The following is a 24162-nucleotide window of genomic DNA, read 5'->3' on the forward strand; positions in this document are numbered from 1 at the left end:
GCTCTCGGCGTCGGCATAGGTGTCGAATGTCGCAATCACCTGGCGAGCAGGTGGGTGTGGACTTACGGCGGAGGTTCCGCCACTGGACTCTGACATCACGCCCCCTCGGCGTCGATGGTGTGGGGTTTCGCCGAGCCTGTGCGTACCCGGTACGGCCCGGCTGTCGGTCAACCGGTTGGGCTCACGAACGGCCTAACCGCAATGCGAGTTCTTCATCCGCCTTCGGGCTGTCAACACAATTCGCCTATCGACAGTCCTGGCTTGCAATCACTGAAATGACGCTAACCCTTGTCGGGGGTCGACGCAAATTCGCCTATCGGGCGTCGACAATAAAGGCGCAATGGCGTCCATACCTGCCCTGGGCATAGATGTCCGCCGGAACCCGCTCGAGGCGACCGGTACACGCAACTCCGGGTACCGGCCACTACTGCGGTGCGTCCACGAGTAGAACTCCCGATGCAGTCATCTTCGCAGCCGACGCGGTGAGTGGCAAGGCCCGCACAAGTCGAAAGCGGGAAGCGAATTCCGCAATGACAGTACAGTCGCTGACACGCTGGCAATAGCCGTTCCTTCATGCTCACGTACAGGAGCAGGTGCTCGATGGCGGAACGACAAGTTCCTGGCGCCGAGAGAAACCGGCGGGAGAAATCCATTTTCCGAACGGTCGGTTTATCCATCCACTGGAGCCATGCCCACCGGATTCCACTGGTCGGCAACCGAATCGGAGACGCTCCAGATTAGAATTGTATGAAAAGTTGGCAGCGCAACAAGATACGAAGCATCTTGGCTCTCAGTGGTGGAGCATGCGCGCTGCCGTTCGTCGATGCCGGTTGCCTGGGTGCATCGAAGCGGTTCGGTGACCGGTCTCGGGCGCCGCCGGGGGTATGTTGATCGGGTGTGCCCGCTCGCGGCAGGTGCAAGTAGGAGACCGATTCCTCACGGAGGTGGTGGCTGATGCGCGTACCGTCGACCGTACGTTCCTCGATCTGGGTGCCGCTGGTCGCGATCGTGGTCCTCCTCCTCGCGGGATGCGGCGCCTCGGCTCCCACCACCTCGACGCCCTCAGCGGGACCTGCCGTAGACCTGCCGGCACTGGTCCGGCAGGTGGAGGCCTCGGTTGTCACCGTGCTTACCGGGTCCGGTGTGGGCAGCGGCATCGTCTACAAGACCGACGGCACCGTCGTCACCAACGCCCACGTGGTCGAGGGTGCCCGGCAGGTGAGTGTGGCCTTCGCGGACGGGCAACAGGTGTCCGCGAACGTGCGGGCCGTCGATCGTGTGACCGACGTCGCGGTCCTTCAAGCGGACCGCACGGATCTGACTGCGGCGACGTTCGAGACAGCGTTGCCAGAGGTCGGCGCGCTCGCCGTAGTCGTGGGCAGTCCGCTGGGGTTCGAGGCCACGGTCACCTCGGGCATCATCTCAGGATTGCACCGTCAGATCCCCGGGTCGGCTTCCACCGGGGCGCCGCTGGTCGACCTGATCCAGACCGACGCCGCGATCTCGCCGGGTAACTCCGGGGGTGCCCTGATCGACGGACAAGGGCGGGTCGTGGGGATGAGCCAGGCCTACATTCCCCCGTCGGCGGGTGCGGTGGCTCTGGGCTTCGCCATCCCCGCGGCGAATGTCGTCGACGTCGCAGACCAACTGCTGGCCTCGGGAACTGCCCAGCATGCGTACGTCGGCATTCAGCCCGGCACGCTGAGCCCGCAGATCGCCGAACAACTGGCAGTCGACCGCACCAGCGGTGCCGTCGTCCTCGAGGTCGTCCCGCTCGGTCCGGCTGCGACGGCGGGTATCCGGCCGGGCGATGTCATCACCGCGGTCAACGGCCACGACATCGAGTCGGCGGAGGACTTCATCGCGGCGCTCCGTGCCCTCGACCCGGGCGATCGAGTCGATTTGACCGTGCTCCGCGGTGGCGAGACCCAGCAGATCTCGGTCACAGTGACAGACCGCCCCGCCAGCTGAACGACTATTCCAAGAACGACCAAAACGGGGCGGGCGGGATCTGTGTTGCGGGCGGTCCGGCCCGCAGCGTTGCGGATATCGCAGGCGTTGAGCAGCATTACCGTCCGCGTGTCCTTGGGACACAAAATTGGGAATACCAACTTCAACTTCGGGTCAGCCACGAACTGGGTGGACTGTCCTGTGCTCATCGGATTTGCTGACGCTCCTGATGGGCGCCGAGGGTGACGAGGGCCTCGATGCCGACTTTGTCGGCGGCGAGGTCGCAGAAGGCCTCGAATCGGGTCGTCGCGGCCGTCCTGTCGTATCGGGAGGTGGGATCGTCGATGTCGGTGGCCTCGGCCAGCGCGGTCAGATACCGCTGGGCCGTGCACAGGTCGTCGTTGGCCTCGATTACGGTGGCGTCGCGCAAGTCGTGCCGGCAGAACGGACGCACCTTCCGATCGGCGCTCTCGCGCGGACACCGTTGGGGGCAGTGCCATGGCGGGCCGTGGCTGCCGAGCCAGGTGGTGTCGGAGAATGGCACCTGCCCGCAACCGGGACACCGGGTCTGCAACCGCAGTCGGTGCCGCAGGCAGATCGGAAGCAACGGGTGCGCCCATTGCCTCTGCCAGATGCAGTCCGGCTCGGCGAGACACCGTGGACAAAACCGGGACCCGCTGAAGTGGTGCCGGATCCCGCGGCGGTGCGCGAGGTAGCGGCCGAGCGAGGCCTCGGCCGGCCAACCACACAATGCCGGCGACAAGGCCCGCGGCGCGAGGCCGAGGCACCAGGTGATCTCCCGCGAGCACTCGGCGACCTGGTCCAGTACACGGTCGACGGTGGCGGGCCGGGAAGTGAAGCCGAACTCCCGCAACAACTGCGCCGGAGACAGCTGGTACCGGGAGGCGAAATGCAGCAGCCATCCGGGGATGGCCTCGCCGGGGCGGATCGGGACGGTGATCGGCCAGCGGTCGATGTCGTAACCGCCGGGAATCGGCCTCAGCCGCGCCGCCGGGGGCGCGGTGGAAGGTGTGGGTCAGGCCGTGCGGGCGGCGGATTCGCCGGCATTGTCGATGGTGGTCGCGGCGATCAACTCGGGTGATCGTCTCGGTGCCGGAGGCGATCGCCAGGTAGCAGACGCGGTCGATGAGGTTGGTCAGCGACGCTATCCGGCCCTGGGTGCGCCGGTGCAACACCTTCGCCTGCTCGACGAGCATCCCCTCGTGGGCGTCGGCCAACTTGATGTGCCCCTCCAACGTGCGGAGCAGGCTGATCCAACTCCGCAGCCCCGGATCGGTATCGACCGCGAACGGGGCGACCGGGCAGCGGGTGGCACGGCGGCTGGTCTGCGCGTAGGCGGCCTGTTCCCCGAGCTGCCCTTCATCGAAGAACCGCTTCTCGGCGAGCTGAACTCCGACGTAGACGAACGTCGCCGCCATCTCGTTGGCCAGACCCTTGAGGTGGTTGGACACCTCGATGCCGTTGCGATGCTTGAAGTCCACGAAGTGCAGGTCGTCGAGCACGACCAACCGGGTTTCGCAGCTGGTGACACAGTCGACGGCCAACGCACCCAGCTTGGAGGTCGACGCCCGGTCGATGGCGGGGTGGCCGTAGAACTGCAGGATCTGCTGGTTCAGACCCTTCAACGTGATGCCGGCGCTGAGCGGGACGAACGCCACCGGCAACCGCTGATGCCCACCTAAGGTGACCGGGCCCTCCCGGCGGTAGGCGCGGCGGTGGAAGTCGCGGGCGTACCGGGTGGCGATGGTCGTCTTCCCCAAACCGGGTTCGGCGTCGATCACCACCGACCCGCGCAGCTTGTCCCCGTCCCGCCGCCCGGAGGCCAGGACCTGATCGATCACCGAGTACGCGGCGGTCGTGGTATCTATCGAGCCCGTTCTGCGCGCGGCGCCAATGGTCCGGATATTCGCCAGCACCACCGGGTCCGCGCCTGTCCACACCTCGTACGACCAACCCCGCGAGGCGTACACCCGCCCAGTCCAGGCGAATACCTGCGCCGCCTCCTCGCGGCGGGCGAACTCTTCCGGTTTGACGTCCACGACCGTGAACCCACCATCAGCATGTTCGAGAAGCATGTCGGGAACGTGCCTACGTGTGCTCGTCCCGTCCGAGCCGCACATCCACATCGGTTGCGCCGCCATCCGGATTACCCCCGGAGCGAAGTCGGCCAACCACAGCCGATCGAGCTCCAACCGGCTCTCGTAGAGCACGTGGTCACGATTGGTCGCTGACCAGAACCAGCCCGCGTAATGCCTCCGTCGAGGATGACTTCGCACTCGTCGAACCGGCAAACCGCGCACTATTCGTAGCGGATCCGCGGCGGCGACCGTCGTCGCGACAGGACCACCGTTGCCCTGCACGTACCTGACCTCGACCTCACCGCTTCGCGGCACCTACATAGCTTCACTCGTGCTGACACGAAAATGAGAAACCAACACGCCGCTGACAGACAACTGACACGAAATTGAGAAACTGACACCGATCGCGAGAACCTACACCTACGAGGGTGATTGCGCCGCGACCCTCGAGGAACTTGCTGCGGCATACGAGGAACGGTTCGCCGCCGAGGCGGACGTGCGCCGTGGCCGAGCACCGAAATCCGATTGACGGTGCTCGGGCGCTCGGTACCCTGGAGATCATGATCCAGGCGCTCTACTTCCACTGACGACACACCCTCCGCGGCTCGGGACGTCCTCCGAGGTCGCGGTTCGAGCCGTACCCGAATACGGCCGAGTGTCCGGCCGTTCGTCAGCGAGCGCATCCTCCCACCCGTGATCCGGGGACGAGTGCGCCTCCGCACGGAGGAAACCACATGACCATCAGCATCACCATGCCCCGGCGCTCTCGCGCCCAACTCGGCGCCGTCGACGTCCACCTCGCCCGCGACGGTCATCCCGTCCTGCGCGGCGTCGACCTCGCGGTCACGCCGGGCTCCCGGCTGGGCGTCGTCGGGGAGAACGGGCGCGGCAAGTCCACGCTGCTGCACGTCCTTGCCGGCCGCCTCGAACCGGACTCGGGGACGGTGCGTCGGTTCGGCTCGTTCGGTATCGCCGAGCAGGAGATGACCGTCGCCGAGGGGCGCACCGTCGGCGATCTCGTCGACATCGAGCTGGCGCACGTCCGCGCCGCGCTGCGGGCGCTCGACGAGAGCACCGCAGCACTCGCCGACGAACGTCCGGGCGCCGCCGACGCGTACGCCGACGCCCTCGAGATCGCCGAGCAACTCGACGCGTGGGACGCCGACCGTCGCGTCGACACCGCCCTCGAAGCGCTCGGCGCCGTCACCGACCGCTCGCGACCGCTGGCGGAGATGTCGGTCGGGCAGCGCTACCGCGTGCGCCTGGCCGCACTGCTCGGCGCCGAACACGATTTCCTGTTGCTCGACGAGCCGACCAACCATCTCGACGCATCGGGGCTCGACTATCTCACCGAACGCCTGCAGCAGACCCGCAGCGGCGTGGTCCTCGTCAGCCACGACCGCGCCCTGTTGACCGACGTCGCCACGTCGATCCTCGACCTGAACCCGAGCCGCGACGGTCGTCCACGCCTGTACGGCGGGGGATACGCCGGCTTCCGGACGGGACGCGAGGCCGAATATGCCCGTTGGGTGAGCGAATACGCCCGTGAGCAGGCCGAGCGGGCCCGGCTGGAATCGGACCTCGAGTCCGCGCAGGATCGGCTCGTCACCGGCTGGCGGCCGGAGAAGGGCACCGGCAAGCACCAGCGTGCCACCCGCGCGCCGGCGCTCGTGCAGTCGGTGCATCGCCGTCAGGAAGCGCTGGACGACCATGCCGTGCCGGTACCGGTACCGCCGCTGCAGTTCTCCATGCCTGCGCTCGGCGCGGAGGCCGACGGGATCGACCCGGACACACCCTTGGTGCGCGTCGAGGACGTCATGGTGCGCGGCCGACTCGACCGTCCGGTCGATCTGGCCGTCCTCGCCGGTTCGCGGCTCGTCATCACCGGACCCAACGGCGCCGGCAAGTCGACGCTGCTCGCGGTCCTGGCCGGCGAGGTCGAACCGACGGCGGGAACCCGCGAGAGTGATCCCGTCGTACGGATCGGCCGGCTCGCCCAGGAGTCGCCGGCACCGTCGGTGGCGCGGGTACAGCAGGTCTACGACGCGCACGTCGGCGAACTGATCGTCGCCGGCCTCGTCCCCGACCAGGGAGCCGTCGATCTCGACGAACTCGGACTGTTCACCGAACGTGACCTCGGCAAGCGGGTCCGAGACCTGTCGATGGGCCAGCAACGACGCCTCGACCTGGCGATGGTTCTCGCCGCGCGACCGCACGTGCTGCTGCTCGACGAGCCCACCAACCACCTGTCGATCACGTTGGTCGACGAACTGACCGACGCCCTGGGGGCGACCGACGCCGCGGTCGCCGTGGCCACCCACGACCGGCAGATGCGACGCGACATCGCCCACTGGCCGCATCTGGCGCTGGGGCTCGCCCCGAAGGAATGCACCCGGAAAGGACCGAAGCCATGAACGCTCGGGTGCGCGCACTGGCACCCCTGCGGCACCGCGACTACCGCCTGCTGATCGGTGCCGTCGCGGCGGAATTGTTCGCGGCCGGGATGTGGACGGTCGTGATGGTCTTCCAGGTGATCGCCATCCGCGACACCCCGACCGCCCTGTCGATGGTCGCGGCGTGCCTGAGCGCCGGCCTGCTCGCGTTCGCGCTCGTGGGCGGGATCGCGGCCGACCGGTTGCCGAAACGGGCCGTGCTGGTCGCGGTGCAGGCGGTGAACCTCGTGACGGTTTCTCTCGTGACGGCGCTGGCGCTCTCCGACGCGATAGCGCTGTGGCACATGGCGGTTGCGTCGGCGGTGCTGGGCGCGGGCACGGCGTTCTTCTTCCCCACCTACACCGCGCTGTTGCCGAATGTGTTGCCCGCGGAGGAACTTCTCGCCGCGAACGGGATGGAGGGCGCGCTGCGACCGACCCTCCAGCAGGGCGCCGGACCGGCCGTGGCCGGAATGGTGGTCGGGGCGTTCATCCCGGCGACGGGCGCGTTCATCGTCGCCGCCTTCCACGCGTGTGCGCTCGTGTTGTTGTTGTGCGTGCGCGTCCCCCGGGAACGGATGGAAGAGACCGAGTCGCAGGAGAAGACGAGTGTGCTCGCCGATCTGAAGGAAGGCATCTCCTTCACGATCACCACACCGTGGCTGTTGTGGACCCTGATCGCCGCGTGCGTCATGACCTTCGTCGTCATGGGGCCGGTCGAGGTGTTGCTGCCGTTCATCACCCGCGAATTGTTCGACAACGGGGAGCAACGGTTCGGCACGATCCTCGCGGCCTTCGGTGTGGGTGGAGCCCTGGGTTCGTTGGCGGTGTCGTCGCGACCTCTGCCGCGTCGCTACCTGACCATCATGCTGATGTGCTGGGGTGTGGGAACTCTGCCGTTGGCCGTCTTCGCCTTCACGACGTCGTTCACGGTCATGATCATCGCGACGTTCGTCATCGGATTCGCCGACGCGGCGGGCATGGTCCTGTGGGGGACCCTGCTGCAGAGGCGCGTACCGCTCGGCATGATCGGCCGGGTGGCGAGCCTGGACTTCTTCGTCTCGCTCGCCCTCATGCCGGTGTCGATCGCGGTAACAGGTCCGCTGTCCACGGTGGTGCCGCGGTGGGTGCTGTTCACCGTGGCTGGTGTGGCACCGCTGGTGCTGATGCTGATCGCGCTCGTCGCCGGGCGGATGTTCGCGGACGAGATCGCGAACCCCCTGGACACCGGCAACGAGCGCGTCGACATCGTGGTGGAACCGGCTCAGCGTGCCGAGTCGGTGGAGACGGCGGCAGGCACCGCCTCGGACGAGGCGTCCGCCGAGTGTGCCGGGCGCAGCGCGAACAGTGCCACTGCGGCGAGCACGACCACGCCGGCCACTCCGAAGTAGAGCTGTTCGGGCGTCCATCCCGCATCGAGGAGCACACCGGCCGCGGTCGGTGCGAGGATGGCACCCGCTCGGCCGATACCGATGGCGGAACCGACGCCGGTGGCCCGCACCTGCGGTCCGTAGAGGGACGGCGCGAGGGTGTACAGGCCGGCGATGCACCCGTTGATGAGTCCGCCGATCAGGATGCCGAGTGCGAACGCCAGCGTCAGCGTCGAGATCGACATGATGAAGACGGTCATGGTCGCGGCGGCGGCGATGGTGAAGGTGAGCAGGACCGACCGGGTGGCCCAGCGGCTGGCGAACACTCCGAAGAGCACCGAACCGACGGTGCCGCCGAGGGTGAGCATCATGCCCGCCGTGGCGCTCTGGTCCTTCGTGAGACCGGCGGTCTCCAGCAGCGACGGCGTCCACGAGTTGACGAAGTAGAAACCGAACATGGTGGCGAAGAAGGCCGCCCAGAGCAGCACCGTCGAGCGGGTGTTGCTTCCGGAGAACAGGTCCGAGATCCGTCCTGCCCGCGGTGCCGCCTTGTCGGCGGAACGGGCGAGCGCCGGGACGGGGCTCTGGCCGATGCGTCGCGCGATGGTGTTGATCCGGTCGAGATCGCCTGCGCGTCCCCGGCTGGTGAGGAAGTCCAGGGATTCGGGCAGCAGGACGACGAGGAGGGCGAGTGCCAGGCCGGTGAGGACGGCGCCGGTGACGAAGACTGCACGCCAACCGTATCCGCTTTGCAGACCGACGGCGGCCATGCCGCCGATCGTGGCACCTACACCGTATCCGGCGGTGTAGATGCTGATGGCCAGACCACGCCAGCGGGCCGACGAGTATTCGCTCGCGATGACGGTGGTGCAGGCGAGGACGCCACCGATACCGAGTCCGGTGATGACCCGCCAGATGCCGAGTTCCCACGCCGATCCGGCGCTCGCGGACAGGCCCATGCCGGCGGTGGCGAGTGCGACCGACATCAGGATCAGGGGCCGTCGGCCGATCCGGTCGGCCATCGGGGCGAGAGCGAGAGCGCCGACGGCCATGCCGATCAGACCCGCGCTGAGCAGCACGCCGAGTTCCGATCCGCCGAGGCCGAAGTCGCTGCCGATGCTCTTGGCGGTGAACGCCAGGGCCATGACGTCGAATCCGTCGAGGATGTTCAGCACGACGCACAGGGCGACGACCATCCATTGGTAGGGATGCATCGGCGAGGCGTCGATGCGTGCGCGAAGATCCATCGTGTTTCCTCGTGGTGTGAAAATGCGCGGTTGTCAGGGAAGGTCGAGCGTGACGACACCCGTCGTCGATCGGGGCGATGCCGAATCGCGCACCACGCGTGACACGCAGGCGCACATCCGACGCGAGGAGCGCTTCTGCTCCTCGCTGAAGAAGACATCGCGGTGGTCGACGCGACCGTCGAGCGAGGCGACGGAGACCTCGCACAGGCCGCATTCGCCCTTGCGGCAGTCGAACATCATGTCGACGCCTGCACGCCGGAGGGCGTCGAGCATCGATTCGTCGGAACCGACGGTGGTGGTGACGTCGAGTTCGGGCACGGTGACCGTGAACTCCTCGGCGTCGAACCATCCACTGTTGCCGAAGGTCTCGTAGCGGAGGTTCGGCATCGGCAGGTCGCGGTCGTGCCACCGGCGCCGCACGGCGTCCATCAGGCGGATCGGACCGCACATGTACAGCTCGGTGGTGTGATCGACGCCGTCGACGAGCGCGGCGACGTCCAATCCTGTTCCCTCGTCGTCGATGTGGACGTCGAGACGGTCGCTGTGGAGGGCTTCGAGTTCGGGCAGGAAGGCCATCGCGGAACGGCTGCGACCGACGTACACGAAGCGGTAGTCGGCACCGAGGCGGCGGAGCACGGCTCCCATCGCGCGGACGGCGGTGATGCCGATGCCGCCGGCGAGCAGGACGTAGCGCGGTGCGCCGACCCGCAGCGGGAAGTTCTGGAGCGGCTCGGTGATCTCGAGTTCGTCGCCGGGACACAGCGAGTGCATGTACTCGGAGCCGCCGCGCGAGGTGGGGGAGCGGTGGACGCCGAGTGTGAGGCGACCGTCCGGACCACCCGCCGCGAGGGAGTACGAACGCGTGTCGCCAGAGGGGAGACGCACGTCGATGTGGGCGCCTGGTTCGACGCGGTGGGCGGTGTCGGCGGCGAGGGTGATCTCGGCGATCGAATCGGCGGCCCGCTCGACACTCACGACTCGGGCCCGCTGCCAACGGATCTGGTTGTTGCTCATGTCAGTGGGCTCCCTCGGGAACGGCGGTGGCCGAGTTGAGGTTCCGCTCCGCTTCGACCATGCGCTGGATCAGGCGTCGCACCCACATGCCGCCGGCGTCGATGTTGAGGTTGTAGAACTCGTGATCCGGGTTCGCCTCGATGGCCTTCTGCTGCGCGGTGAGCATCGCCTCGTCCTCACCGAACACGCCGTGCACGCCGTCGCGCAGCTGCGTGGTGATGAGCTGGCTGTCGAGGCGGTAGTTGCGCATGAACGCCCAGAAGTAGAGGGCGGTGCTCTCGTCGACGGGGGAGATGGTGTTCATGACGAAGCCGTTGACGCCCTGGCTGCGGTCGACCTCGGGAGCACCGGTGCCGGCCTTGGCCACACCGACGTCGATGCGGATCGTGGACGGTGCCTGGAACTCGATGATCTGCCAGCGGTCGACCTTGCCCTCGAAGCCGGGGAACTTGTCGCGCATGTTCTTGAGCCAGAACGGTGGTGCGTCGATGTCGTGCATCCAGCGGGTGACCGTGACGGTGCGGTCGTCGTGGGTGACGACGAAGTCGGACTCGCTCAGCTCGTCCTGGCCGATGGACGACGAGTGCACGAACTCCTCGTGGGTGAGGTCCATGAGGTTGTCGAGGACGAGCTGGTAGTTGGCCTGCACGTCGATCGTGCGTCCGTCGCCCGCCCAGTCGGGGGAGTCCATCTGGAACATGTCCGGGATGAGATCGGGATCGGCCTGCGTCGGGTCGCCCGGCCAGACCCACACGAAGCGGTGCCGCTCGACGACGGGATAGGACGCCACCATCGCGGACGGGTTGATCGTCTGCTGGGCGGGCATGTGTGTGCAGCGACCTGCGGAGTTGTACTGAAGACCGTGGTAGGGGCACTGGATGCCCTCGCTACCGATGAGCTTGCCCATCGACAGCGGCGCGAGGCGGTGCCAGCAGGCGTCGGCGAGGGCGACGGGACGGCCCTCCTCGGTGCGGTAGAGGGCCATCGGCTTGCCGGCGATGGTGCGGGCGAGGATCTCGCGGCGACCCACCTCGTGATCCCAGGCGACGACGTACCAGGCGTCGAGCGGGTAGGCCATGTTCTTCGCGGTCGCCCCGGTGGGGCCGAGATCGGTCATGTCGGATCCTCCGAACACTGAGGGTGAAATAACTATCTACATAGATAGTCGGTGAGCTGGAGCACACACTATCTATCGAGATAGTTATTCGCAAGGGTGGAATACTCGCCCGAGGAAAGGTGGTGGTCCATGAGCCTGCGATACGCGCTGCTCGCGTTGCTCACCGCCGAGCCTCTGACCGGCTACGACGCGGCGAAACGGTTCGGCGGGTCGGTCGGGCACGTCTGGCATGCGCCCGACTCGCAGATCTACCCCGAACTACGCCGGATGGAGCGCGAGGGCCTCGTCGAGGGCGAACAGGTGCGCTGGGGTCCCAACAGCACCAAGACCCGGTACTCGATCACCGGGGAGGGCGTCCGGGCCTTCCGCGAATGGATGTCCACCCCGCTGGACTACGCCCCGGTGCGCGACGCCGCCCACATGCGCGCGGCCTACTTCGAATGGACCGACCCGGACAGCGCTCGCGAGTGCCTGGAACGGCACATCGATCACTACACCGAACAGATCGCCCAGTGGACCACGGTGCGCGATGCGATCCTCGACCTCAGCAACGCGACCATCGCGCGACGCGTGCAGAAGTATCCGGCCGAGGACCACGAGCGGATCATCGCGTTCAAGGCGTTCGCGTACGACGGTCTCATCGGCCGGGGCGAGGCCGAGATCGCGTGGGCACGTCAGGGCCTCGAACTCCTCGACAAGCTGTCGCCGCGCAACTGAGGCGCCCCGGGACCGCAGCGACGCGCGAACTGGTCAGCGGAGCGCGGAATTGCACGCACCGATGACCGTTTCGCGCTCCGACGTGTGCGATCGGATCACGGCGTGCTGTCCGTCGGCGGCACGATCGAATGGGCGAGCGCCCGCATGAGGAACTCGAGTTCGGGATTGGGCGTCGCGTTGCTCCGCACCACCCCGCACACCGGAACCTGCAGCCGGTGGTGGATCTCGCGCATGAACTTCAGCCCCTTGCGGGGTGTGTCGGCCGCGGTGCCGGCGTAGAGCACGGTCCACGCCCTCGGGTTGGTGAGCACCTCGAGAGTCGCGGTGTGGTCGCTCGCGATCGGAGGTCCGAGGCGCACGCGACGACCGACCTCGACGAAGGCGTCCTCGACCACGCGGTGCAACAGCACCTGGCTGCCGCGCGGCGGCAGCAGCAGCGGGTAGTGGGCGAGGTCGCCGAGGTCGACGGTGGAGAACGCCGACAGCGGGTGCTCGCTGGACGTGACGATGACGAGTTCTTCGATGCCGAGACGGATCGCCTCGAGCCCCGGGCGGTCGACGTCGCCGCGGATGAGCGCGAGATCGGCATCCCCGGACGCGACGGCGTTGACGCGGTCGGTGAAGTCCTTGATGACGAACTCCACGTCGATCTTGGGGTGACGTTCGCGGACGCTGGAGATGGCGTCGAGGCTCTGCGCCGCGAAGCTCATGTTCGCCGTGATGCGGATGCTCTCCCGCGGTTCGTGGCCCACTTCCAGGGCCTTCGCCTCGAGGCTGAGCACCTCGGCGGCGATCGGCATCAGGCGTCGGCCGGCCGAGGTGAGCTTGACCGAACGGGTGGTGCGGTCGAACAGGGTGGTGCCCAGTTCGTGCTCGAGCTTCGCGATCTGATGGCTGATCGCCGACTGCGAGATGAAGCAGCGCTGGGCAGCACGGGAGAAGCTGCCCTCCTCGCCGACGGCGAAGAAGTAGCGCAACTGACGGAAATCCATGGCTCCTCCCGGGAACGTGCCATCCTCATTTATGAGCGAAACAGATAGCAGTTTTTCGAATATCCCAGGTTAGTGGATAGTGAGGGTACTTCGTCCCTACCTTGGTAGTCATACATCAACGGAGATGACAAGTACGTGGAGGTTTACGACAGCATGGACGATGCGGACACAGCGACCCTGGTCGATCGGACGGACGTCGTCATCGTGGGTTCCGGCTTCGGAGCATTGGCCACCGCCAAGAAGCTCGCCAAGGCCGGCACGCCCTTCGTTCTGATCTCGGAGACCACCGAGCATCTTTTCCAGCCTTTGCTCTACCAGGTCGCCACCGGCGTCCTTTCGCCCGGCGAGATCGCCCCGTCCGTGCGCGCGATCCTGGCCGAATACCCCAACGCCGACGTCCGCCTGGGCCGCGTCGTCGATGTGCTCCCCGAGGAGAACACGGTTGTCTACGAGGCCGGCGGTCAGCGCCTGCGTCTCGGCTACAAGTACCTCGTCGCCGCGACCGGCGCCCGCCAGGCGTACTTCGGACGCGACGAGTTCGCCGACCTGACGTACGCGCTGAAGACCGTCGAGGACGCCGAGAAGCTGCGTCGCCAGATCGTGCGCTGCTTCGAGGAAGCACACGTCACCACCGATGCCGAGCGTCGGAAGAACCTGCTCAGCTTCATCGTCGTAGGCGCCGGCCCGACGGGCGTCGAGCTCGCGGGACAGATCAAGGAGCTCGCGCAGCGCTACTTCGCCGAGAACATCGGCAACATCCGCGCCGACGACGTCACCGTCACGCTCGTCGAGGGCGCAGACAAGGTTCTGCCCCCGTTCGGTGGCAAGCTCAGCGAGTACTCCAAGGAGTCGCTCGAGAAGAGCGGTGTCGACGTCGTCCTCGGCACGATGGTCACCGACATCGACGAGCACGGTGCCACGCTCACCACGCCCACGACCGAGGAGACCCGCCGCCTCACCGCGGAGACCATCATCTGGTCGGCAGGCATCCAGGCCAACGACTTCGCCGACGTACTCGCCGAGCGCACCGGCTGCGAGACGGTCCGCGGCGGACGCCTGCTCGTCGACCCCGACTTCACCGTCGGCCGCAGCGACAACATCTTCGCCATCGGCGACATGGTCACCCTCGACAACCTGCCGGCGCAGTCGCCGTTCGCCATGCAGGGTGGCCGCCACGTCGCGAAGATGATCACCGGCAAGGTCGCGATGGGCACCCCGTTCCAGTACAAGGACAAGGGAAGCATGGCGATCATCAACCGGTTCCGCGCCATCACGCGGGTCGGGAAGATCGAGCTCACCGGCTTCATCGCGTGGGTGCTGTGGCTCGCCGTCCACCTCGTCTACCTGGTTGGCTTCCGCAACCGCTACATCGCCGTCATGTCGTGGTGCGGTTCCTTCCTCGGACACCGCCGCCCCCACTTCTACTATGCGCAGGACGCCGTCCCGGTGCCCGCTGCGGAGAAGGAGGAGCCGGCAGCGAAGGACGAGCCGGAGAGCGACAAGGAACCCGTGCGGACGTCCGCATAACTTCAGATCCCCGAAAGGCTCCGACCACCCGGTCGGGGCCTTTCGTCATTGACGCGCCGAACCGGGATCGACGCCGCGTGTTGCGGTGGCGAGCCCCGGTTCACCGCGTGAACCGACGCGCCCGGCGGGTGAAAGTCGGGGTGATTTCCGGGATGTCCTGCAAGCCAGAGACGTTCGGCTGGTGTACATCGGCCGACCTGCGGCTACCGTGTGCAGCGCATCCCGAGGAGTGACCATGAACGATGGCAGCGGCCCCCGCGTCGCGACGACACGTGTCGGCTGCGATGTCGTCACCGTCCGAGACATCGCGTCGAGCATCGACCGGTTCGGCGACCGCTACCTGCAGCGTGTGTTCACCCCGCACGAGCTGGACGTATGCACCGGACCGGGGCGCGCCCAACGCCTCGCGGCGCGCTTCGCCGCGAAAGAAGCCGTCATGAAGGTCCTGCGTCCGCGCGAGCACGCGGTTCCCTGGCAGGCCATCGAAATCCGCCGCGCGGACTGGGGCGGATGCGCTGTCGTACTGGCCGGTAACGCGGCCGCCCTGGCGCGAGATGAACAGGTGACCGACATACAGGTCTCGATCTCCCACGAGTCCGAATACGCCATCGCGACGGTCGTGGCGACCCGCGTCGACGAAGCAGAAACTGGAGAACACCCATGACGGAGCAGGTGATCCGCAAGGTCCTCGGTGAGCACGCGAAGCTGTCGGTCGACAGCACGGCGCTCGACCCCGCCGCCGACCTCTACGAGCTCGGCCTGACATCGCACGCCAGCGTGAACGTGATGCTCGCCCTCGAAGACGCCTTCGACGTGGAATTCCCCGACGAACTGCTGCGCAAGAGCACCTTCGCGAGCGTCGGCGCCATCAGGTCGGCGTTGACGGAACTGGGCGTCGCGTGACGTCGACGTCCGCGCCCCTCACCGTCGCGGAGAAGGCCGGGCTGTCGCTGCTCGCCCGTGCCGAACTCGTCGGACGCGAGAGCGCCGGCCCCGCGGCCGCCGCGGTGGATCGTGAGGGACGGTTCCCGCACGAGGCAGTCGACGCGCTGCGCACCCACAAGCTGCTGAACTGCGCCGTCCCCGTCGATCAGGGTGGGGAGGGAGCATCCCTCGGTGAGCTGTGCGCCGTCGCCCGAATCCTCGGCCGGTACTGCGCCTCCACCGCGATGATCTTCGCGATGCACCAGACGCAGATCCTGTCGCTGGTGCATCACTCCACTCCCGGTCTGGCCACCTTCGTCGCCGAAGCGGTGGCGAACGATTACCTGATCGCTTCGGCGACCACCGAACTCGGCACCGGTGGCGACGTGCGCAGCAGCGTCTGCGCCGTGGCCCGCGACGGCGACACCGTCACGCTGACGAAGAACGCGCCGGTCATCTCGTACGGCGAGTACGCCGACGCGATCCTGGTGACCGCGCGTCGCACCGCCGACAGCCCGCCCAGCGACCAGGTGCTCGTCGTGTGCCGACGCGACGACGTGACCCTCGAACCCACCGGCAGCTGGGACACCCTCGGGCTGCGCGGTACGTGCAGCCCCGGATTCGTCCTCACCGCCACGACGTCCGCCGATCTCGTGGTCGGCACGGCCTACGCCGAGATCTCCTCGCGCACCATGCTTCCCGTCTCACACAGTGTGTGGTCGGCGGTGTGGCTCGGAATCGCCGACGCGGCGCTGGAGAAGGCCCGCTCGTTCGTGCGTTCGGCGGCCCGCCGCAGCCCGGGGGTCACCCCGCCCGGTGCGCTGCGACTCGCCGAAGCGGCCGCCGTGCACCAGCAGTTCTCCGATCTCGTCGCCGCGTCCGCCGCCCGGTTCGACGCCGCCGCGTCGGCGCAGGAGGAATCGATGTCGGGCATGGGTTTCTCGCTCGCCATGAACAACCTCAAGGTCACTGCGTCCACGCTCGTCGTGGATCTGGTGAACCGCGCGATGCTCATCTGCGGGATCGCCGGATACCGCGAGGATTCGCAGTACTCACTCGGCCGCCACCTGCGCGACGCGCACGGTGCCGCCGTGATGGTCAACAACGACCGCATCATGAACAACTCGGCCCAATTGTCGATCGCCTACCGGGGGACGCTGTGACAAGTACAGCCATTGCCAGCACCGCAACCGACGAGCTGTCCGAGCTCGAGCGTGCCCGCCTCGACTTCCAGCAGCAGTTGCTCGAGGCCGAACTGCTCGTGGAGACCGGTGTTCCCGGCCTCTACGGTCGGTCGGGTGTCTTCGAGGACATCGTCGACGGCATCGACCGCGTGGTGGTCGCGGCAGGTCCGGGCCGGGCCGCGACGCGCCTGCGCTTCCCGCCGGTCTTCCCGCGGACGAGTTTCGAGCGCACCGACTACATCGCCTCCTTCCCGCACCTGACCGGAGCGGTGAACACCTTTACGGGCAGCAACGCCGAGCACGCCGAACTGCTCGCCGCGCGGTCGAAGGGCGAGGCGTGGGATCCGTGGCTCGAACCCGCCGACACCGTGCTCGTCTCCGCCGCATGCCATCCCGCCTACTCGCGGTACACCGGTACGCTGCGTGAGGGCGGTGAACTGCTCGACGTTCTCGGTTACTGCTTCCGGCACGAGCCGGCCGTCGACCCCGCTCGCATGCAGGCCTTCCGGATGCACGAGTTCGTGCGTATCGGTACCGAGAACGACGCTGCGCAGCATCGTGATTCCTGGGTGGAGCGAGGACTCGAGGTGCTCGACTCGCTGGGCCTCGACGCGACCGCTGTACCTGCCAACGACCCGTTCTTCGGGCGGGCCGGGCGCATGCTGGCCGTCAACCAGCGCATCGAGAACCTCAAGACCGAGCTGACGGTCCGGCTCTACGGCGACCTCGACGACGGCACCGCCGTGGTCTCGTGCAATTGCCACCGCGAGCACTTCGGCGAGACCTTCGAGATCCGCACTGCCGACGGCGAAGTCGCGCACAGCGCGTGCGTCGGATTCGGAATGGAGCGGATCGCCCTGGCGCTGTTGCAGACCCACGGACTCGACGTCGACCGCTGGCCCGCACCGGTACGCGACAGGCTGTTCCCGTGAGCGATCGGCTCATCGACGTCCGCGTCGACGGGTACTCGCCGCACTTCGTGCACGCTGCCGACCGGATCTGGACCGAGACCAACTGCTACGTCGACCTGTGGGTAGAGGTGCTGCATTCGCTCGGCCACGATCCGGTCCCCGCTGCCGCGTGCGCGTTCTCGGCCCGGTTCGACGGCGCCCAATGGACCTTCCTCAAGTTCCGCCCCGAGGATCTGTTGGCGCTGTACGGGATCGACGTCGCGGAGATGAACGTCTGGCGCCGCCCCGTGGATCACCTCGAGGACAATGCCGCCGCCGGACTGCTGTCGACGATCGAGGTGGACGCCTTCTGGTTGCCCGACACCGAGGGAACCGGTTACCGGGAGAGTCGTTCGAAGACGACGATCGTGCCCAATCTCATCGATCGCGACAGCGGGACGCTCGAGTACTTCCACAACAGCGGCTATCACGTTCTCACCGGTGAGGACTTCCGCGGAGTCTTCGGCCTCGACGAGCCGGTACCCACCTGGCCTCCCTATCTCGAACAGGTGCGCCTCGACGCGGCACAACCGCAGTGCGACGCCTTCGACACCGTGGTGCTCCGGCACCTGCGCATGCGCGCCGGCTCGAATCCGGTGCGCGCGCTCGGCGAGCGGGTGCTCGCCGACATCGACCCGATTCGCACCGGAGGGATGGACGTCTTCCATCCGTGGACGTTCGGGGTGCTCCGTCAGTGCGGTGCCACCGCCGAACTTGCCGCGGACGTCAGCGTCTACATGGACGGTCGCGGATATCCCGGTGCGGCTGCCGCAGCCGACGGATTCCGCGCGGTCGCCGAGGGCGCGAAGAGCGTGCAGTTCCGGATGGCGCGTGCGGCACGCGGCCGCAATGTCGACCCCGGCGACCAGCTGATAGCGATGGCCGCTGCCTGGGAGGACGCCATGGCGACCGTCGTCCGCGCCGCCGGGGTGCGGTGACAGGATTCGACGCACATGGATCTCCTGCACGATGCGCGATGGCGTTGTCTCCGTGTCGCTCCCGGGGCAGTCGAGCACCCCGGTGACTTTCCGGCGGACGGTCCTTGGCTGCCGGTCCGTATACCCGGGACGGCGGCAGGCGCGATCCGGGAATCCGAGGGAGTCGCGGCGGCCAGGGTGTCGTCTCCCGACAGCGACGACTGGTGGTTCGTCACCGACGTCGAGGTGTCCGGCGACGGACCGTGGCGTCTGACCTTCGACGGGCTCGCGACACTCGCGGACGTGTGGGTCGACGGCACACTCGTCGCGACGTCGGAATCGATGTTCGTGCCGCTGACCGTCGTCCTCGGCTACCTGCCGTCGACGATGCGGATCGCGGTCCGGTGCGCCTCGCTCGACGCTGCTCTCCGCAAGCGTCGGCCACGCGGACGGTGGCGTTCGTCGCTCGTGTCGGCCCAAGGATTGCGGTGGTTCCGCACCACCATGCTCGGGCGAGCCTCGGTGTACGCGGGGGCTCCGGCGCCGGTCGGTCCGTGGCGTCCCGTGCGTCTCGTCGATTCCGGTGAGCCCGTTGTGCTGGAACGTGGGATACGGACAGCTCTGCGGGGATCCGACGGGATCGTCGACGCCGATCTCGTGCTGGCCGGCACCGCCGTCCCCGAGGTGACTGTGGAGATCGGAGGGGCGACGGCGCACGTCCGACCCGAATACGGGCCGGACGGGACAGCACGCGTGCACATGCAGGTGACGCTCCCCGAGGTGGAACGGTGGTGGCCGCACACCTACGGCGCCCCCCACCTGTACGCCGCACATCTGATTCTGGGTGGGCAACGAATGACGCTGGGGAACATCGGATTCCGGTCGGTCGAGCGCTCACCGGGCGACGGGTTCGGCTTACGGATCAACGACGTCGACGTCTTCTGCCGCGGCCTGGTGTGGACACCGACCGATCCGATCTCGCTGAACGACCCGAGCGCAACCCGGCGCATCCTCGAACGCTGCGTATCGGCGGGCGTGGACACGATCCGCATCCCCGGCACGATGGTCTACGAGGACGACGAGTTCTACTCGGCGTGTGCGGAACTGGGCATCATGGTGTGGCAGGACGTCATGCTCGCCACCACCGACCCGCCCGACGATCCGCACTTCCGCTCGCTGCTCGAGGACGAGATCCGTGCGCTGGCGCGCCGATGGGGCGGGAACCCGGCACCTGTGGTGATGTGTGGGGGCAGCGAGACCGAGCAGCAACCTGCCATGCTCGGACTGATGGAGGCATCCATCCCGGCGATCGACGACTGGTTGCCCGCAATCGTCGACCGTGAGCTACCGGGCACGGTGTGGGTGTCGTCGTCACCATCCGCGCCCCCGCGCAGCGACGTACTGCCGATCGCAGTGGGTTCGGGTGTGGCGCACTACTTCGGTGTCGGGGGTTACCGCCGTCCCCTCGGCGACGTGCGTGCCGCCGGCGTGCGCTTCGCCGCTGAATGCCTCGCGTTCTCGATTCCGCCTTCCGACATGGCGATCGAGGCCGAGCTCGGCAGTGTGAATGTCGCGGGTCACCATCCACGATGGAAGGCGGCTGTGCCGCGCGACAACGGGGCGTCGTGGGACTTCGAGGACGTGCGAGACCACTATGTGCGCACGATCTTCGGGGTCGACCCCGCCGAGGTGCGGTGGGTGGATCCCACGCGATATCTCGCGCTCGGACGGGCAGCGATCTGCGAAGCGTTCACCGAGGTACTGCAGTACTGGCGACGATCCGGATCAGGATGTCGCGGTGCCCTGATCCTCTCCGCCCGCGACCTGCAGCCGGGTGCCGGGTGGGGCGTGCTCGACGCCGACGGGAACCCGAAGGCGCCGTGGTGGGTCCTGGCACGGGTGTTCGCCCCCGTCACCGTGCTCCTCACCGACGACGGGCTCGACGGCCTGCGCGTGGACGCGATCAACGACACCGCCGAGATCCTCGACGTCACGCTGCAGTTGCAGGCCCATACGCCCTCCGGTGCGGTACCGGTGGACGTGTCGGTGCCGCTGCGTCTCGAACCGCACGAGACCCGGGTGTTCTCGTGGGCCGCGGTGACGGGCGGTTTCACCGATGTCAATTTTGCGTATCGATTCGGGCCGCGCACTTTCGACACGGCGACCGCCCGACTGGTCGACCACACCGGTGCAGTGTTGGCGGAGTCGGTGTATCTCGTGGGTGGTCCGGCACGTCCCGTCGAGCGCGGGATCGGTCTCGCGGCGACCGCTCGACCCGTCCCGGACGGGTGGAGTGTGGAGGTGCGGACCGAGGGTGCGGCACAGTACGTGCATCTCGACATCACCGGCGGTGACCTGCAGGATTCCTGGTTCCACCTGCCGCCCGGAGGTACTCGCACGATCGCCGTGCGGGCCTGCGTTCCGGCCGCGACGTTGAGCGGCTGGGTGGGGGCATCGAACTCGGCCACGAGTGTGCCGATCCGGGTGCTTCCGACCTCCGAGGGCAACGAGGTCGACGGGTAACCCCCTGGGGCTGCAGGCGGGGGCGGTGTGCGGCGCGCCGAAATCGACAGGTGCATATCGGGCATCGACGGGGTATATGTATTTCCCAAGGGGTCGCTCACCCGATTTGCACCTTCTGCACGGTGCCGGTGGCCACCTCTCCCCGCCTTCCGAGAGGAGATCGACATGGCGATCCGCTCCACGTCACAGATGGGTGCTTCGCGCACCGCTTCGTCCACTCGCCGTCCTGTCCGGGTCGAGCAGGACGGACCGTCCTTCACCGAGGTCATCCACTCGCAGCTGTTCTCGAACTACCAGGTGCCGCGCGGCGAGGTGCAGCACAGCGCCTGATCGGGACCACCTCAGGCGCGGCATCGTGCCTGCCGGGGTGCTCCCGCGCGGCGTTTAGGACGCCAGCGCGTGCGGCACACTGTCGGCATGAGTGAAGCCACGACGAGTCAGAGCACCCGCATCGTTCTCGCATCGCGCCCGGAGGGGGCGCCCACCGCCGACAACTTCCGTCTCGAGACGGTGGATCTGCCCGAGGTCGGCGACGGCCAGATCCTCCTGCGCGTCGTCTACCTGTCCCTCGACCCGTACATGCGCGGTCGGATGAGCACAGCGAAGTCGTATGCCGCGCACGTCGAACTCGGGGACGTGATGGTCGCCGGAACGGTGGGCCAGGTCGTCGAATCGCGGTACGACGGCCTCGAGCCGGGCGACTACGTGCTGGCCGGAGCCGGCTGGCAGTCGCATGCCGTCCTCGACGGCTCCACCGTTCGTAAGCTCGATCCGCAGGCCGCACCGATCTCCACCGCTGTGGGAGTCCTCGGAATGCCCGGCTTCACAGCCTATTCCGGGCTCCTGAAGATCGGGCAGCCGAAGAAGGGTGAGACCGTCGTCGTCGCTGCCGCCACCGGGCCCGTGGGATCGGCGGTGGGGCAGATCGCGAAGCTGAAGGGCGCCCGCGCGGTCGGTATCGCCGGCGGCCCGGAGAAGTGCCGCGCACTGATCGACGAGTTCGGTTTCGACGCGGCGATCGACCACCGCGACCCGAACTTCGCCGACAAGCTGGCGGAGGCGGTGCCCGACGGTATCGACGTGTACTTCGAGAACGTCGGCGGCCCCGTCCAGGAAGCGGTGTGGCCGCTGCTCAACACCTATGCGCGAATCCCGGTGTGCGGTCTGGTCGCGCAGTACAACGGTGCTGACCTCAACCGCAAGGACCGTCTTCCGGGACTGTTCAACTCGATCCTCACCAAGAGCCTCACGATCCGCGGCTTCATCCAGAGCGAGTTCGTGAAGGAGATGTACGGCGACTTCCTGCGTGAAGCCTCGGCATGGGTCCGCGACGGAAAGCTCCAGTATCGCGAGGACATCGTCGACGGACTCGAGAACGCCCCGGAGGCGTTCATCGGCATGCTCGAAGGAAAGAACTTCGGGAAGATGCTCGTGCGGGTCGCGCCGGAGTAACGGGCACCAGGTCCGCCCTCCGGCGCCGGCCGCGTCAGCGTCGGGGGGTTCCGGTGGACCACAGGGCCCACAGGACGAGCACGGGCTGGAAGAACAAGCGGATCAGGCGCTTACGGTCGGTGTCGAGACCGAAGGCGCTGCGCTTGCCGAGATACTGGGCGATGTTGCCCGGGAAGACGGCGGCGAAGAACAGTGCGGCCAGGCGGCCGACACGGACGCGGTCGCGGTTCGCCACGGCGAGTCCGGCGCCGAGCATGATCTCGACACCGCCGGACGCCATGACCACGCCGTCCTTGTCCATCGGCACCCAGTCGGGCACCTGCGCCTGGAAGTCCTTGCGGGCCCAGAAGAGATGGCTCAGTCCGGCGAAGACGAGTGAGGCGGCCAGCAGATAACGCGCGAGGGTCCGGGCTCGTGTCGTGGGCGGAGCAGGGGCTTCGGTCGGGGGAGTTATCTGAACTTCGCTCATGATCACGAGCGTACGGACTGTACGGTGCTCGCGACGGGGATCGCGTCGCGAGCACCGTAGGTCACGTCAGGCGATGCGTTCGAATACAGCGGCGAGCCCCTGGCCGCCGCCGATGCACATCGTCTCGAGTCCGTAGCGACCCTCACGACGATCGAGTTCGCGCAGCAAGGTGGCGAGGATGCGTCCGCCGGTCGCGCCCACCGGATGTCCGAGGGAGATGCCGGAGCCGTTGGGATTCAGGCGCGAGTCGTCGGCCTCGATGCCCCACGAGCGGGTGACGGCCAGGGCCTGTGCGGCGAACGCCTCGTTGAGTTCGATGACGTCCATGTCGGCGAGCGTCAGTCCGAGGCGGCCGAGCGCCTTCTCGCTGGCGGGCACCGGGCCGATGCCCATGGTGCGCGGCGGCACACCGGCCACCGCCCAGCTTGCGAGGCGGGCCAGCGGACGCAGACCCAGCGCGGCGGCCTTCTCTGTGGTGGTGACGATCGCGAGGGCGGCACCGTCGTTCTGGCCGCTGGCGTTGCCGGCGGTGACGGTGGACTCGGGGTCGATCTTGCCGCGGATCGGGCGCAGCTTGGCGAGGGTCTCCATCGAGGTGTCGGCGCGGGGGTGCTCGTCGGTGTCGACGACGAGCGGATCGCCCTTGCGCTGCGGCACGCTCACGGACACGATCTCCTGCGCGAACACACCGTTCTTCTGCGCGGCGACGGCCCGCTGGTGCGACTGCACGGCCAGGGCGTCCTGGTCCTCACGGCTGATGGAGAACTCGGCGCGCAGGTTCTCGGCGGTCTCGATCATGCCGCCGGGCACGGGGAAGTCGCGTCCGCCGGCGGTGACGCGGGCACGGGCCAGGCGATCGGACAGAGCGACGGCTTCGCCCTTGACGCCCCAGCGCATGCCGGTGGCGTAGAACTCGGCCTGGCTCATCGATTCGGCGCCGCCGGCGAGGATCAGGTCGCTCGCGCCGGTCTGCACCTGCATGACGGCCTGCACGATCGCCTGCAGACCCGAGCCGCAGCGACGGTCGACCTGCAGGCCCGGAACGTTCACCCCGAGGCCGGCGTTGAGGGCGGCGACGCGGCCGAGGGCGGGGGCCTCACCGTTGGGGGAGGCCTGGCCGAGGAAGACGTCGTCGATGTCGGAACCGGTGATACCGGTGCGGGCGACGAGTTCGCGGATGACGGTGGCCGCGAGATCCTCGGGGGCGATGTCCTTCAGGACGCCTCCGAACCTACCTACCGGGGTGCGCAGGGGTTCGCAGATCACTACGTCGGTCAT

The 24162-nt window shown here is 67.7% G+C and carries 19 protein-coding genes and 4 pseudogenes; 13 read left to right on the forward strand and 10 right to left on the reverse strand.

The features are described from left to right. Positions 1–96, reverse strand: a pseudogene (locus ACQR3U_RS19395) (general stress protein); the annotation flags it as partial. Positions 97–954: 858 nt separating this feature from the next. Between ACQR3U_RS19395 and ACQR3U_RS19400 the strand changes: the two are divergent. Next, entirely contained in the window at positions 955–1971 is a 1017-nt protein-coding gene (locus tag ACQR3U_RS19400) for a S1C family serine protease (RefSeq protein ID WP_019288211.1), read from the forward strand. Positions 1972–2155: 184 nt separating this feature from the next. Here the strand turns inward: ACQR3U_RS19400 and ACQR3U_RS19405 are convergent, their stop codons facing one another. The 3 genes and pseudogenes from ACQR3U_RS19405 to ACQR3U_RS19415 all read right to left on the reverse strand — a co-directional run. Beyond that, on the reverse strand, positions 2156–2494 hold the full coding sequence (locus tag ACQR3U_RS19405; protein ID WP_064870063.1) for a hypothetical protein: 339 nt from the start codon (positions 2492–2494) through the stop codon (positions 2156–2158). A gap of 39 nt (positions 2495–2533) precedes the next feature. Next, positions 2534–2953: pseudogene (locus ACQR3U_RS19410) on the reverse strand (TniQ family protein); the annotation flags it as partial. Between the two features lie 427 nt (positions 2954–3380). Then, positions 3381–4364 (reverse strand): annotated as a pseudogene (locus ACQR3U_RS19415) (TnsA-like heteromeric transposase endonuclease subunit); the annotation flags it as partial. Positions 4365–4783: 419 nt separating this feature from the next. Here ACQR3U_RS19415 and ACQR3U_RS19420 point away from each other — a divergent pair. Together ACQR3U_RS19420 and ACQR3U_RS19425 are read left to right on the forward strand one after the other, a co-directional pair. Then, entirely contained in the window at positions 4784–6463 is a 1680-nt protein-coding gene (locus ACQR3U_RS19420; RefSeq protein WP_230811223.1) for an ABC-F family ATP-binding cassette domain-containing protein, read from the forward strand. Beyond that, positions 6460–7704, forward strand: a pseudogene (locus tag ACQR3U_RS19425) (MFS transporter); the annotation flags it as partial. The gene ACQR3U_RS19420 and the pseudogene ACQR3U_RS19425, both read left to right, overlap by 4 nt. 41 nt (positions 7705–7745) lie before the next feature. On the opposite strand, the gene ACQR3U_RS19430 reads toward ACQR3U_RS19425, so the two are convergent. Genes ACQR3U_RS19430 through ACQR3U_RS19440 form a run of 3 tightly spaced genes read right to left on the reverse strand, consistent with a single transcriptional unit; the run spans position 7746 to position 11229 of the window. Next, positions 7746–9098, reverse strand: coding sequence for an MFS transporter (locus ACQR3U_RS19430; RefSeq protein WP_039584239.1), 1353 nt, complete (start codon positions 9096–9098; stop codon positions 7746–7748). Positions 9099–9131: 33 nt separating this feature from the next. Further along, on the reverse strand, positions 9132–10112 hold the full coding sequence (locus ACQR3U_RS19435) for a PDR/VanB family oxidoreductase (protein WP_024102345.1): 981 nt from the start codon (positions 10110–10112) through the stop codon (positions 9132–9134). Between the two features lies 1 nt (position 10113). Further along, positions 10114–11229, reverse strand: coding sequence for an aromatic ring-hydroxylating oxygenase subunit alpha (locus tag ACQR3U_RS19440; RefSeq protein ID WP_230811222.1), 1116 nt, complete (start codon positions 11227–11229; stop codon positions 10114–10116). 129 nt (positions 11230–11358) lie between these two features. Between ACQR3U_RS19440 and ACQR3U_RS19445 the strand changes: the two genes are divergently transcribed. Continuing rightward, positions 11359–11946 carry a PadR family transcriptional regulator gene (locus ACQR3U_RS19445; protein ID WP_024102343.1) on the forward strand — a complete coding sequence of 196 codons (588 nt, stop codon included), beginning with the start codon at positions 11359–11361 and terminating at the stop codon, positions 11944–11946. Positions 11947–12041: 95 nt separating this feature from the next. Here the strand turns inward: ACQR3U_RS19445 and ACQR3U_RS19450 are convergent, their stop codons facing one another. Next, positions 12042–12938: a LysR family transcriptional regulator gene (locus ACQR3U_RS19450; protein ID WP_006553175.1), complete on the reverse strand. Its 897-nt coding sequence runs from the start codon at positions 12936–12938 to the stop codon at positions 12042–12044. Positions 12939–13091: 153 nt separating this feature from the next. Between ACQR3U_RS19450 and ACQR3U_RS19455 the strand changes: the two genes are divergently transcribed. The 9 genes from ACQR3U_RS19455 (at position 13092) to ACQR3U_RS19495 (ending at position 22415) form a co-directional block, all read left to right on the forward strand. Then, on the forward strand, positions 13092–14465 hold the full coding sequence (locus ACQR3U_RS19455; RefSeq protein WP_006553176.1) for an NAD(P)/FAD-dependent oxidoreductase: 1374 nt from the start codon (positions 13092–13094) through the stop codon (positions 14463–14465). Positions 14466–14700: 235 nt separating this feature from the next. Next, positions 14701–15129 carry a holo-ACP synthase gene (acpS, locus tag ACQR3U_RS19460; RefSeq protein WP_033097557.1) on the forward strand — a complete coding sequence of 143 codons (429 nt, stop codon included), beginning with the start codon at positions 14701–14703 and terminating at the stop codon, positions 15127–15129. Beyond that, entirely contained in the window at positions 15126–15368 is a 243-nt protein-coding gene (locus ACQR3U_RS19465) for an acyl carrier protein (protein ID WP_024102340.1), read from the forward strand. The genes acpS and ACQR3U_RS19465 overlap by 4 nt, the downstream gene beginning before the upstream one ends. After that, positions 15365–16552, forward strand: a complete 1188-nt coding sequence (locus ACQR3U_RS19470; RefSeq protein WP_064852568.1) for an acyl-CoA dehydrogenase family protein — start codon at positions 15365–15367, stop codon at positions 16550–16552. The genes ACQR3U_RS19465 and ACQR3U_RS19470 overlap by 4 nt, the downstream gene beginning before the upstream one ends. Continuing rightward, positions 16549–17505, forward strand: coding sequence for an amino acid--[acyl-carrier-protein] ligase (locus ACQR3U_RS19475; protein ID WP_230811221.1), 957 nt, complete (start codon positions 16549–16551; stop codon positions 17503–17505). The genes ACQR3U_RS19470 and ACQR3U_RS19475 overlap by 4 nt, the downstream gene beginning before the upstream one ends. Then, positions 17502–18461, forward strand: coding sequence for a DUF1839 family protein (locus tag ACQR3U_RS19480; RefSeq protein ID WP_230811220.1), 960 nt, complete (start codon positions 17502–17504; stop codon positions 18459–18461). The genes ACQR3U_RS19475 and ACQR3U_RS19480 overlap by 4 nt, the downstream gene beginning before the upstream one ends. Before the next feature lie 15 nt (positions 18462–18476). Further along, positions 18477–20963: a glycosyl hydrolase 2 galactose-binding domain-containing protein gene (locus ACQR3U_RS19485; protein WP_269065947.1), complete on the forward strand. Its 2487-nt coding sequence runs from the start codon at positions 18477–18479 to the stop codon at positions 20961–20963. A 165-nt stretch (positions 20964–21128) separates the two neighbouring features. Then, on the forward strand, positions 21129–21293 hold the full coding sequence (locus ACQR3U_RS19490) for a hypothetical protein (RefSeq protein ID WP_169823814.1): 165 nt from the start codon (positions 21129–21131) through the stop codon (positions 21291–21293). An 87-nt stretch (positions 21294–21380) separates the two neighbouring features. Next, complete coding sequence (locus tag ACQR3U_RS19495) at positions 21381–22415, forward strand: NADP-dependent oxidoreductase (protein ID WP_024102335.1); 1035 nt, start codon at positions 21381–21383, stop codon at positions 22413–22415. Between the two features lie 34 nt (positions 22416–22449). Here ACQR3U_RS19495 and ACQR3U_RS19500 read toward each other — a convergent pair whose 3' ends face one another. Beyond that, on the reverse strand, positions 22450–22884 hold the full coding sequence (locus tag ACQR3U_RS19500) for a DoxX family protein (protein WP_174556246.1): 435 nt from the start codon (positions 22882–22884) through the stop codon (positions 22450–22452). Between the two features lie 66 nt (positions 22885–22950). Then, positions 22951–24162 (reverse strand): acetyl-CoA C-acetyltransferase, encoded by a 1212-nt coding sequence (locus ACQR3U_RS19505; RefSeq protein WP_006553185.1) that lies wholly within the window; start codon positions 24160–24162, stop codon positions 22951–22953.

Source organism: Rhodococcus sp. IEGM1339, from assembly GCF_050321925.1.
Classification (GTDB): Bacteria; Actinomycetota; Actinomycetes; order Mycobacteriales; family Mycobacteriaceae; genus Rhodococcus; species Rhodococcus pyridinivorans.

Excerpts from the sequence above, each read along its gene's own strand:
- ACQR3U_RS19490 (WP_169823814.1), top strand. The coding sequence starts at position 21,129 with ATGGCGATCCGCTCCACGTCACAGATGGGTGCTTCGCGCACCGCTTCG.
- ACQR3U_RS19450 (WP_006553175.1), bottom strand. The coding sequence starts at position 12,938 with ATGGATTTCCGTCAGTTGCGCTACTTCTTCGCCGTCGGCGAGGAGGGC.
- ACQR3U_RS19500 (WP_174556246.1), bottom strand. The coding sequence starts at position 22,884 with ATGAGCGAAGTTCAGATAACTCCCCCGACCGAAGCCCCTGCTCCGCCC.
- ACQR3U_RS19455 (WP_006553176.1), top strand. The coding sequence starts at position 13,092 with ATGGACGATGCGGACACAGCGACCCTGGTCGATCGGACGGACGTCGTC.
- ACQR3U_RS19485 (WP_269065947.1), top strand. The coding sequence starts at position 18,477 with ATGGATCTCCTGCACGATGCGCGATGGCGTTGTCTCCGTGTCGCTCCC.
- ACQR3U_RS19400 (WP_019288211.1), top strand. The coding sequence starts at position 955 with ATGCGCGTACCGTCGACCGTACGTTCCTCGATCTGGGTGCCGCTGGTC.
- ACQR3U_RS19435 (WP_024102345.1), bottom strand. The coding sequence starts at position 10,112 with ATGAGCAACAACCAGATCCGTTGGCAGCGGGCCCGAGTCGTGAGTGTC.
- ACQR3U_RS19430 (WP_039584239.1), bottom strand. The coding sequence starts at position 9,098 with ATGGATCTTCGCGCACGCATCGACGCCTCGCCGATGCATCCCTACCAA.
- ACQR3U_RS19445 (WP_024102343.1), top strand. The coding sequence starts at position 11,359 with ATGAGCCTGCGATACGCGCTGCTCGCGTTGCTCACCGCCGAGCCTCTG.
- ACQR3U_RS19495 (WP_024102335.1), top strand. The coding sequence starts at position 21,381 with ATGAGTGAAGCCACGACGAGTCAGAGCACCCGCATCGTTCTCGCATCG.
- ACQR3U_RS19465 (WP_024102340.1), top strand. The coding sequence starts at position 15,126 with ATGACGGAGCAGGTGATCCGCAAGGTCCTCGGTGAGCACGCGAAGCTG.
- ACQR3U_RS19440 (WP_230811222.1), bottom strand. The coding sequence starts at position 11,229 with ATGACCGATCTCGGCCCCACCGGGGCGACCGCGAAGAACATGGCCTAC.
- ACQR3U_RS19420 (WP_230811223.1), top strand. The coding sequence starts at position 4,784 with ATGACCATCAGCATCACCATGCCCCGGCGCTCTCGCGCCCAACTCGGC.
- acpS (WP_033097557.1), top strand. The coding sequence starts at position 14,701 with ATGAACGATGGCAGCGGCCCCCGCGTCGCGACGACACGTGTCGGCTGC.
- ACQR3U_RS19505 (WP_006553185.1), bottom strand. The coding sequence starts at position 24,162 with ATGACCGACGTAGTGATCTGCGAACCCCTGCGCACCCCGGTAGGTAGG.